This is a genomic window from Mycobacterium sp. TH-M103 (assembly GCF_057473785.1).
The window spans coordinates 1-10,743 of record NZ_JBYCLG010000167.1; the positions used below are offsets into that span (position 1 = coordinate 1).

A 10,743-nucleotide genomic window follows, 5' to 3' on the forward strand; every position below is an offset into this window, starting at 1 on the left:
GTGGGCGGCCAGCGCGCAGATCGACGCGGTCACCGCCGACATGACGATCGCCTGCGGCGGCAGCTCCTCGGCGGCCGTCGACAACACCTCGGGCCAGCGCTGCGTGGCATACATGAGAAACGCCCGGGCCAGCTGGTGCCACTGGTGGTTGGCCCATGAATCCAGCAGCTCCCGGTCGTCCAGCAGCTTGTCGGCCTCGGCGTACTCCCCCGCGATGGTCAGCGCCGACGACAGCGCCAGCCCCACCTGGGATGCATCGGCCACGGTGATCCCGATGTAGGGGCCCAGCTGGATCTCGGCGGCCAGCGTCTGTCCGATGCGCGTGGTCTCGCGGTGCAACCACTCGCTGGTGGCGTGGAGTTGTTTGAGCGAGGCCAGCGCGTGGTCGCCGCAGGCGATACGTCCCAGCCACGCATCGGCCATCGACGGGTCGGCGTCGGTGGCGGCGACGAATTCCGGCAGGGCGGCCGCCGGGCCCTGCTCTCTCCGGAGCGCCATCGCCCGATCGAAAAGCCTACGGGCGGTGTGCAAGTCGGATGCGCTCATCGAATCGTGCCTCGAACTCGTGTTGCCGACGTCTCTAGGTGGAGACCGACATGGTGACCGGTTCCAGGCTCACATAGCGGTTCTCGGCGCGGAACATGTCCATCTCGACCAGCCAATTCTGCTCTGCCGCAGTGAGTTTCACCGCCGCGGGGCCGACCTGTTCGATGATCACTTCGAAGCCATGCCTGTCGGCCTCCGGCAGCGCGGTACCCGCCGGGGCGACGGTGATCACGGTCGCCGGCCGCGGCGTCGGTGAGATCGCGGCGCCTCCGGTCTCGGAGTCGGCGCCGCCTGTCCGGCGCCGCGGGGCGTACTCGACGACGCTGACGGTGGTGCGCTGCGTGGGCCGGGGCGTGCTGACGACACTGACCCCCGGCATCTTCACGCTGGCCCAGCGGGCCGGGTCGCGGGTGTGCACGCACACCCGTTCCCCGGCGCCGGCGGTGCGGATCACGATCCGCTTGGCGATCGGGTCGTCGGCGGCCACCAGCACGCGCGACAGTTCCCCCGCGTCGGTGACCGGGATCATCAGGCGGTCGCCGTTGCCCAGTTTGCCGACCAGGACACCCGACGGGCCGATCTCGGTGACGAGCTCCGCGGGCAGCGGGCTGCGCCGCAGCCCGCGGAGGTGCGGTCGCGGCCCGCACATGTTGGCCCCCGCCGCGGCGGCCTGCTCGCCGTTGAGCCGGCGCAACGTCACGCTGGGCGGGGTGGGGGCCGCCGTCGCGGTGAGCACGGTGACCGTCGCGGTACACGTCGCGTCCGGATACACGGTGACATTCTGGATGATCTCGTCGGCGCGCAACGTCCAGGCCTGGGCGAGGTCCCGCGACGTGATCGCCGCGGCGGGATAGGCGTAGGTGGTCATCCAGCCGGCTTCGCCGCGGATGGCCTTCCAGCGTTGGGTGGGGCCGGCCACCGCGTCCGCGCCGAGGCGGCGGTCGAGCTCGAGCAGATCGGTGGCGGTGGCCACCTTTGCCCGCAGCCCCTGGCAGCGCAGCAGGCCCGCGATGCGCTGGGCAACCGAAACGGCAGCGGCGCCAACCGTTGTGCGCCAGCGCAGGGCCTCGGTGTTGTCGATGACCGGAAGTCGCATGATCAGCCAGGTTTCGCGCCGGCCCGCGTACGGCGGGGTGCCGATCTCCGAGTCGTAAACCCGCGGGAAGTCGCCCGTGCTGCCGTGCCGCGAACCGAACGTGACGACACTGATCGAGTCGAGTTGCAGGCCGAGTGGCTGCTGCAGCATCGGCACCAATTCGGCGACGTCGAGGACGTTCTCGGTTTCGACGCTCACCGAGCCGGTGACCCGCGTGGCCCGGTGTGCGCGGCCGAGCAGTTGCACGGCGACCACCGCGACTCCGTCGTGCACCCGCACGCCGCCGCCGGACCGGTTGTTGGCGACGGTGATCGGCGCCGCCCAGCTGATCGGCCGGCGGCCGCGTCGCCACAGGACCGCCCACGACCACGCCGGCTGACCCCACCAGCGCACGAACACCAGCGCGACGCCCACGGCGACGGCGATCGCCGCGCCGGGGTAACCGCCCAGCGCCCAACCCGCCAGCGCCAGCACGAACACCACACCCACGCCGACGACCCGCCGATTGCTGCCCGGGTCGAACCCGGTGAGCACGGGCCTCATCGCGCCCTCCGCACCCGCGCCGCGACCGCCGCCGCCAACACACCCACCACCACCGCGCCGAGGAACCCGATCGCGATGTTGCGGGCCCGGTGATCCGGCGGCAGTGCCGGCGGCGCGGGCCTGATCACCCGGCTCTGCGCACCCGGCGGCAACCGGTCACCGGCGGGGATGTCGAAGGTCAACGCGGCAACCGGGTCCACCAGCCCATAACCGACCTTGTTGTCCACCCCGGCGGGCGGGTTGTGCGCCGACTGCACGATCCTGTTGATCACCTGATGCGCGCTCAGGTCGGGAAACTTGGCCCGCACCAGCGCCGCGGTCCCGCTGACGAAGGCCGCCGAAAAGCTGGTGCCCCAGAACGGCATGTTCTTCTCGCCCGGCCGGACGGGCGGGTAGGCGTTGACCGGTCCGCCACCCTGCGGCGAAAGACCCATGATGTGGGTGCCGGGGCCCGCCACACCGACCCAGGGACCCGACATGCTCTTGTCCAGGGCGGCACCGCCGCCGTCGACGGCACCCACCGACAGGACGTAGTCGGAGAACCATGACGGCGACGAGATGACCTTGACCTGATGCCAGTCACGTGGATCGGACGGGTCCAGCGGGTCGTACATCGGATTGTTCGCGCACCCGGCTTCGCCGACGTTGCCGGCCGCGGCCACGATCACCGCGTCCTTGACGGTCGCCGCGTACCACAGTGCCGCACCCAGTGCCCGCTGGTCGGCGGGGGCCGCCGCCGGCAGGCACGAGGTCACCGAGATGTTGATGACCTTCGCACCCATGTCCGCGGCGTGAACGACCGCCCGCGCCAACGTGTTCAGCGTGCCGGCTTTGACCCGTTCGTCGGAGTTGGGGTCGGCCGGCGCCGGGTTGACGGGCTCGAACGCCCGCGACGACTGGCGGATCGAGATGACGACGGCGTGCGGGGCCACGCCGACCACCCCGTCGGGCGCTCCCGGCGGGGGCGGCGGTACCGCAGGTTCGTCGTCGGTCTGCGGATCCGGCGGGCCGTTGGAGGGCCCCACGGCACCCGGCTCCTCCGGCGGCGGCGGTGGGGGCGGCGGCGGAACGACCTGGGTGATCGTCACGGGCGGCGGCGGTGGCGGTGGCGCCGCCGGGGGCGGGACCTCGACCGGCGGCGGCGCCGCTCCGATCGCCGGCGGCGGCCCGGCCGGCGCCGGAAACGCCGGTGCCGGCGGCATCGGCCGCGGCATTGGCAAAACCCCTTGGGGCGCAGCGCCGATGATGGAACCGACGATCGTGCCGTGCGCGTCGCAGTCCGAGAGCCCGTCCTCGCCCATGATGTAGTCGCCCCCGGGGACGACGGGCAGCCGCGGATTGGGAGTGATGCCGGTGTCGACGACCGCGACGGCGACGCCGTTGCCGGTGCTGTATTGCCACGCCTTCGCGATGTTGAGCAGGTTGAAGCCCGGCGCCATCTGCGCCACGTCGGGATTTCGCACGGTGATCGGCGACGAGCAACTGTTGGCGCGGCGCATCGGCTGGTCGGGGCGTGGCGGGCCGTCGGGGGGGACCAGTGCCGGATCGACGGCCGGAGGCGTAATCGCTCGTGCGACAGCGCAATTCGAGGAGAACGCGGCGAGCAGCACGACGCCGGTCACCGCGGCGGCCCGCCGGCAAGCCCGTCTCGGTGACCTCAGTGCCGAAGCCACGTGAACAGCCCCCCCAGGGCCGCCGCCGCCGGCAACAAGACGATGAGCGCCAGCACCTCGACCCATTCCACGGTCAGCCTGATGATCGGCCTGAACCTCATTGCCGGCACCAGAAGCGCTGCCGCCAGACCCGATGCGGCGAACACCCCCGCCGCCACCGCGGGCCACAGCAGCCCGAGCTCGACGTTCCGCGCGGCCAGCGCGTACTTGACGACGCCGGCACAGACCGCGGCACAAGCGCCGCACACCAACGCGATGGCCTGGTACTTGGCCGCGAACCCGCGGCCCTGGGTGATGAAGATCCCCGCCACCAGTCCGGCCACCAGCACCGCCAGCCACGCCCACGGGCGCCCCGGCGTCAGCACGCCCCACACCGCCGCGGGCAGCACGATCGAAACCCCCACGCACACACCGACTTGCACAGCGTTGACCAGCCGCGCCGACGCGGCGATCGCGGCACCGCGCGCGATGATGTCGGTCAGTTCGTTGTCCTCGTCCTCGGTCTCGTCCTCGCTGACCGGGGACACGGTGTCCACGGGCATCCCCTCGCGGCGCGCGAACAAGTCCCGTCCGGTGATCGATCCGAAGTGGGGCGGTCGGACCCGCGCCACCCACAGCGCGATCAGCGGGGCCATCCTGACCAGAATGAGCAGGCCGACCAGCACGCAGATCGCGAGCACCTGAGCCGAAGCCGGCCGGAACATCCGGACGGCGGCCACGGCCGCCAGAATCCCGCAGACCGTCACCACAGCGGTGACCACGGCGGTCTGCCAGCGCTTCCGGGTCAGCACCCCGATCGCGACGGCCCCCAGCAGCGCGATGACGAGCCCGATCAGACCGTGGGCCGAGCCGAGTGCGCCGGGCGGGGCGCAGGCACCGGCGACCGCCAGCAGCACCACGGTGAGCCAGCCGAATCCGCTGAACAGGTCGCGCCGCTCCCGCCACCCCCGCCACACCACCGTCGTCGCGATCAGCAGCAGCGCACCGAATCCGCCGGCCACCGACGCCGGAACCACGCTGTCGGTGAAGGTGCGCGCACGCAGGGTCAGGCCCACCACCACGGCGACCGCCATCGCGATGAGCGCGATGGCGGTGTGCGCGGCGGTCAGCGGAGTCACCGGCGCGAACATCCGGTCGCCGCCGTCCCGGCCGAGCCACTTGCCCATGGCCGCCAGGCCCGTCGACAGCGACTCGTACTGCGGCTCGAACGAATCCCCGGCCACCCTGGGCACCAGCACCAGGGTGTCGCCGTCCTGGACCCCCAACTCGTCGAAACTCTTGTTGATGTCGAGCCGCACACCGTTGATCTTGTGCAGCTCATAACTGCCGGGTGGAAGCGCGACGCCGTCGAATCCTTTGCGTTTCAAGTCGGCGTCGAACAGCTCGACCATTCCCTCGAAGAATTCCTCGACCGGAATTGCGGCGGGAAAGACTTGGGAACAAAGGTGTTTGTCGTAGGAAATGTTGACCGCACAACGCGCCGGGAAGGCGACCTTATGCGGCGCAGTCACTGGGGCGCCCGCTCGGCGTCGGGAACGTATTTGTCGGCCAGTCCGGCGGTGATTTCGAAAAGTCGCAGCCGCGATTTCTTCTTCAACTCGTGGACCGTGTCGATGATCCCGCCTTTGGCCAGGTGCGGATCGAATGGCATCACTTCCACGATCGCGCCCACCTTGGTGAACCGCTCCGTCAGGTAGGCCAGCGCTTCCTTGTCCGTGATCGTATCGGTGTGGTTGATGATGACCGTGCTGCGCGAGACCAGTTCGTGGTAACCCTGGGACCTGAGGTAGTCCACCGCGCGCAGCACCGGGCGCGACCGGTCCGCGGTGATGCCCGAAACGAACACCAGGGTGTCGGTGTTCTCGAGCACCGGTTTCATCACCTCGTGTTCGAGGTCGGGCGCGGTGTCGACGATCATAACCGTGTGTGTTCGCCGCAGCCGCGTCAGCACACCGGAGAACATCGCCGGCACCAGGGGTCTGGGCTGGTCCGATGTGCGATTCCCGGCGAGCACGTCCAGCCCCACCGCGTTTTGCCCCAGGTGTTCCCGGATGTCCGCATAGCCCTGCACGTCGGTGTCGTTGATGATCGCGGTGTAGTCGCCGGGCGGCGACTCGTCGATGCGGTCGGCCAGGGTTCCGAAACCCGGGTCGGCGTCGATCGCAATCACGTTCTGGGGCCGGCATTCCCGGAACACCCCGCCGATGCACGCCGCCATCGTCGTGACCCCGACGCCGCCCTTGCCGGACACGACCGTGATGACGTACTGGCGCCGGACATGCCGCCGGATCCGATTCTGCAAATCGCGGTAGTGGCGTTCGCCCGGCGATTCGCCGGGATTTATTTTGTGGAAAGTGGCGGTGTAGACGAATTTCCGCCAACCCGACCCCGGGGGAATCTTGCGTGGTGCCGCGAGATCGGTAATGCGCATCGTGTCGGAAACCGAATCACGGAAGTGGGGCTTCGCCGACGGATCCCCCCGTCCGAGCGCACCCTCGTCCGAGATATTCGGCTCATTCCAGGGCGTCGTCACGATCGCGATGCTAACACGTTCTGCGACACCGTGTTTGCACAATCACAAAACGCTCAAACAGTTAGCAGGACTCCAGGATTTCCGCCATTCCGTGGCATTTAGTTTCAGTACGGCAGTGGGCACCCGGGTCATACCACGCGCCGATACGAATACCACTCCTCGCCGGCGGGCAGGCGGCGGATGAGCCGCCGCACCGCGCCGCTGATGTCGGTCCGCGATCCGGGCGAGACCACCTGGTACCGACGGCGTCCCGACGTCACGTTCTCGACGCAGACGCGGCCCGCGGGGGTGTCGATGAGCGTCACCGCGGTATCGCCGACGTGGGTGCGCGCGTACCGCTCCGGCCCGACGCCGGCCTGTAGCGCCACGATGGACGCGTGCGCGGACCGCGCGGGGTCGGCGGCCATGGTGACGATCTGCAGTTGGTCGACGTCGAGTCGCTGGCCGACCAGGAACGAGCGCAGGCTGGCGGCGTCGCGCACCGACTCGAGCAGTTGCTCGGTGTCCAGGGTCACCGGCCGCAGCGGCGCCGCCTCGGCAACGCCGCACAGCCTCTCGACCTGTCCCACCACCAGGTCGGCCGCACCGCTCTCGTCGCCGGCGGCACCGGCCGGGTACAGACGCACCAGTTCGCGGTGGCGTTCCAGGACCACCCACCAGGTCGCGAATCGGCAGATGGACGCACGCGTCGGCTCCCGGCCCGGGACACCGATGTGCACCAGCAGCGCCAGGTCGCGGCGCAGCAGCACGGTCAGCCATTCGCGGATCATGGGATCGGCGTCGCCGTGCTCGTCGAGTGCGCCGGCGGCCGTCAGGTCGGCGGCCACGGGGTGACGCAACGCGCGCTCGGGGGTGTCCAGCCGCGGCAACAGCGGCCGCAGACCCAGCTCGGGGCAGGTCTGTTCCACGCCGGCCACCGCCTGCAGTACCCACAAACCGTCGAGTGTCGTTGTCAGCATGGGTTTTTCACCTCCACCGGCGAGCCCACGGCGAAGGAGGGGCGCACGCACGCGGGCGCACCCGCCCCACCTTCGCGTGGGTCCTCGGTGGTGTGTGGCCTCAGAACAGGCCGGCGATGGACTGGTCGGTGCTGATCGCACCGTCCAGCACGTGCGAGGTCGTCTGCCCGTGCTGGCGCACCGTGTCGATCAGCCCCTGCAGCCCCGACAGCATCTGCGCCTGGGCCTCGAAGAATCCCGCGGCACCGTGGCCGGCGAAGAATTCCTGCAGCGCATTGGTGCGGTTCGCGGTGTCGTCGTAAATGGCCTGCAACTGGCCGGCGCGGGCACCCACGTCGGAGGCGAAATCGGCAACGGCTCCCGGGTTGTAAGTGATCGGATTGGTCATGATGAACTCCTTTTCAGAAATCTGTTATCAAAAGGTTTCAGGATCCGGCTTGACCGAACAGGGCGGTGAATGCGTGCGAGGAGTCCGCCTCGTGGGCTTCCATCAGGGCCGCCGCCTGCGTCAGGCCCTCGGCCAGGCGCGTCCCCCCGGTCAGGACCTTGTTGAGGTCACCCGCGACCTCGGTGGCGGTCACGTGGGACGCGGTCACGGCGTCACCGGACCACGTTGCCGGGTTCATGACGTTTTCCTGGTTTGCGACATACCCCTGGGCGATCCCGATCGCGTGCTCCATATTCGCCTGAATGGCGTTCGACGTATCGCGAAGCATTTGTGGCGTTACTTTGATTGTCACGGAATTCTCCTTCTCCTGTTGGCCGCCCCCCATATGGCCTGGGGCATGAAGCGGAGTGTATGGCGGCTATTTCTACCTGTCGATTCACCCTTTCGCCGGGCCGGCTTCACAATCTGTCGTCGACAACCCGCACCGTCGCGGGCTGGTCGGATTTGTCACGCGACCCGCGCTGGCCCCCCGCTGCATGCCCGACCGGCATCCCGCCCATGGGGGTGCCGCCGACCGTCGTGGTTTGCGGGCGCAGGGTCTCCGCGCCCAGTGCCCCGCTGGGCCGCAGCCCCACCGGCCGACCGCTGGTGCCGCTCTCGAACGCGCTGACGGGCCGGGTGAAGCTGGTCGCGGACATGCCCGCCCCGGTCAACGACGCGCTACCGCCCGCGCCGGCCTCGGCTGCCGAAAGCCCTCCGGTCGCCGAAACCGCCGAGGCCGCCGGCCCGGCACCGCTCATGCCCATCCCGGCGGGGTTGGCGAACATGCCCATCATCGACTGCAACGGCTGCAGCGCGCTCATCGGAGCCTGCATCATCTGCATGGGGGCCTGCAGCGCCTGCGGGACCGCGCCCATCATCTGCTGCAGCGGCTCCATGAACGTGCCGGCCTGACTCCCGAAGTCCTGTCCCGTCGAGGCGGACTGGCCGGCGCCGTTGGTGCCCGTCGAGACGCCCTGCAGCGCGGCGCGCATGCCGTCGCCCGCCGCGGTGTCCGCCGCCGCCTGGCCGACCGCCGATGCTGCCTGCGCCGGGGCCGCCGGTGAGGCGCCCATGGCCGCGACCGGCGCTGGGATCGCTAGGCTTTCGGCCAGCGCCGCGAGAATCCCGCCGTAGGACGCGCCGACCGAGGAGTTGACCGGCCACATCACGCCGAAGTACTCGACGTCCAGCGAGATGATGCGCGGCGTCAGCGCCCCGAGCACGATGGGGTTGATGCCGTTGTCCACTCCCCATTCGTCCCGGTTGGCAATGCATTCGGGGGCAGGGCGCATCGCGGCGTTGGCGGTCTCGTACGCGGTGATGGCCGCCGCAACCACCGCCGGCTTCACGTCGACCCAACCGGCGAGCCCGTGCAGCGACGCGTTGAGCATGGTGACGGTAGCCGCCGACGCCATCGCCCCGGCGCCCGTCCAGCTCGCCGAGGTCGCGGCGGTGTTGATCGCCGACGCGATCCCCGAGGCGTGGTGCGTCGCCGCCAAGGCTGTCCATGCGGTCTGGTTGGCCAGATGTGTGCCCACTCCGGTCCCGGCCTTCAGCAGCATGTCGTTTTCCTCGGGTGTGCGCGCGGCCCACCCCGGATCAGGCATGCGTACTACCCCCTGTTAGGCGCCCAGGGTCGTCGCGCGCGCCGCCTCGGTCGCGACGGCGACCCCCGACGCCAAGTTCTGCGCGCCGGCGAATAGGCCGCGCTGAGCCGCGTGCTCGGAAACCACACCCAGGTAGCCGGCGCCGCACGAGTTGAGCGCGGCCGAGAACATCGCCGAGTCGGGGTCTGCGCCCATCGGCGTCGTTCCGACCAAAGCGGGCGCCGCCGCTGACGCCGCCGCCTCGGTTTCGGCGCTGATCGCCGATTCGGCGCCGGCCGAGGCCAGCACGACCTCCGGCTGAACGAAAAACGTCATTATTCCCTCCGAATGGTCGAACACGCTCCCTTGGCGGGCAGTGTAGTGCGGCTCGGCCGATCTTGTATTCACGAGTTAAAGGGACCGACTCGGCCGTTGCCAATTCGTCGAGCAAACGGCTTCATAATTGTCGGCAGCGTCAACGCGGATCTCCCCGGCTGCGACGGAATCGCCAGGCTATCACGCTTCACGCCCGCCGGCAGCCGGAATCGTCTATTCGCCCTTCAACGAGCGTTGGGTGTCTCGAAGGCCGCGCAATTGCTGTGCTGACCAGCGGATTTGAATTGCCGATAGACCTTGAATCCGATTTGGCCGTCCCCAATTCGCGCGAGGAATCGTTCCAGGCCACCGAGAAGGTCGTCGTACTGTTCCCCGAGCACGGCAATCCGCGAACCGCGCCATTCCGTTGCACTCGTGCCCAATACGCGCAAAGCGAGCACCGAGAGCCGGTCGACGATCATGGCGGGGGTCTCGGTGTGCAGCGGTGCGTTGTTGTCAGGGTTGAGCCGCTCGAGCAGCGCCGCGTCGATGTTCTCGATGGCGGCGTTGCGGCGGGCGTTGAGGTCGTCGATGGCCCGCTTCGTGCGGGCCACCTCACGGTCGCCGACCCCGGGGTGGCGAGCGGCGTCTTCGTGATGCCACAGGTGGAAGTTGAGCGCATGCAGGTGGAGTGCCTTCGCCGTGATGCTGTCGGGTGTGCAGGAAGAGGCCGGCGGTGTGCGATGCCACACCAGCGCAGTGTCGTGGACCTGGCGCACGGCGGACAGCAGTTCGGCGGCCGTGGGCGAGCAAGGCAGAATGGTCCTGGGTCGTCGCGTTGTGTTCCTCTCGTGAGTCACTTTGGTCGGTAACTCACTGATCACTACGCGATGGCCCACCTCAACACGGTCAACGACACACCAAGGCCCCTCGAGGCCATTCGACTTCAGCCTTCCGAAATCCCACCACCCCGGGGGACTTACCCTCAACGTTTCTGCCCAAGTGCAACAGTGGTGCAGTCAGTCTTGATAAAGTGCAGTCAGATTTCAGAACCTACAGCGG

Annotated in this window: 10 protein-coding genes and 1 pseudogene; all 11 read right to left on the reverse strand. The window is 69.2% G+C overall.

The window, feature by feature from the left end; genetic code table 11:
- Nucleotides 1-546, reverse strand: a pseudogene (locus tag AC2VOR_RS09350) (type VII secretion AAA-ATPase EccA); the annotation flags it as partial.
- Nucleotides 547-580: 34 nt separating this feature from the next.
- Nucleotides 581-2,185, reverse strand: a complete 1,605-nt coding sequence (eccE, locus tag AC2VOR_RS09355) for a type VII secretion protein EccE (protein WP_486963665.1) — start codon at nt 2,183-2,185, stop codon at nt 581-583.
- Nucleotides 2,182-3,846 (reverse strand): S8 family serine peptidase, encoded by a 1,665-nt coding sequence (locus AC2VOR_RS09360; RefSeq protein WP_486963670.1) that lies wholly within the window; start codon nt 3,844-3,846, stop codon nt 2,182-2,184. Before AC2VOR_RS09360 ends, eccE begins: the two co-directional genes overlap by 4 nt.
- Nucleotides 3,843-5,369 (reverse strand): type VII secretion integral membrane protein EccD, encoded by a 1,527-nt coding sequence (eccD, locus tag AC2VOR_RS09365; RefSeq protein WP_486963666.1) that lies wholly within the window; start codon nt 5,367-5,369, stop codon nt 3,843-3,845. Before eccD ends, AC2VOR_RS09360 begins: the two co-directional genes overlap by 4 nt.
- The gene (locus tag AC2VOR_RS09370; RefSeq protein WP_369736308.1) at nt 5,366-6,391 is read right to left on the reverse strand and encodes a MinD/ParA family ATP-binding protein; all 1,026 of its coding nucleotides are present in this window, start codon (nt 6,389-6,391) and stop codon (nt 5,366-5,368) included. Before AC2VOR_RS09370 ends, eccD begins: the two co-directional genes overlap by 4 nt.
- A gap of 128 nt (nt 6,392-6,519) precedes the next feature.
- Nucleotides 6,520-7,350, reverse strand: a complete 831-nt coding sequence (locus tag AC2VOR_RS09375; RefSeq protein WP_486963667.1) for an ESX secretion-associated protein EspG — start codon at nt 7,348-7,350, stop codon at nt 6,520-6,522.
- 100 nt (nt 7,351-7,450) lie between these two features.
- Nucleotides 7,451-7,738 carry a WXG100 family type VII secretion target gene (locus AC2VOR_RS09380; protein ID WP_144956457.1) on the reverse strand — a complete coding sequence of 96 codons (288 nt, stop codon included), beginning with the start codon at nt 7,736-7,738 and terminating at the stop codon, nt 7,451-7,453.
- A 37-nt stretch (nt 7,739-7,775) separates the two neighbouring features.
- Nucleotides 7,776-8,090 (reverse strand): WXG100 family type VII secretion target, encoded by a 315-nt coding sequence (locus AC2VOR_RS09385; RefSeq protein WP_486963668.1) that lies wholly within the window; start codon nt 8,088-8,090, stop codon nt 7,776-7,778.
- A gap of 106 nt (nt 8,091-8,196) precedes the next feature.
- Nucleotides 8,197-9,387: a PPE domain-containing protein gene (locus tag AC2VOR_RS09390; RefSeq protein WP_369736305.1), complete on the reverse strand. Its 1,191-nt coding sequence runs from the start codon at nt 9,385-9,387 to the stop codon at nt 8,197-8,199.
- Nucleotides 9,388-9,402: 15 nt separating this feature from the next.
- Nucleotides 9,403-9,702, reverse strand: a complete 300-nt coding sequence (locus AC2VOR_RS09395) for a PE domain-containing protein (protein WP_369736304.1) — start codon at nt 9,700-9,702, stop codon at nt 9,403-9,405.
- Nucleotides 9,703-9,926: 224 nt separating this feature from the next.
- The gene (locus AC2VOR_RS09400) at nt 9,927-10,580 is read right to left on the reverse strand and encodes a DUF4254 domain-containing protein (RefSeq protein ID WP_486963669.1); all 654 of its coding nucleotides are present in this window, start codon (nt 10,578-10,580) and stop codon (nt 9,927-9,929) included.
- Nucleotides 10,581-10,743: the final 163 nt, after the last annotated feature.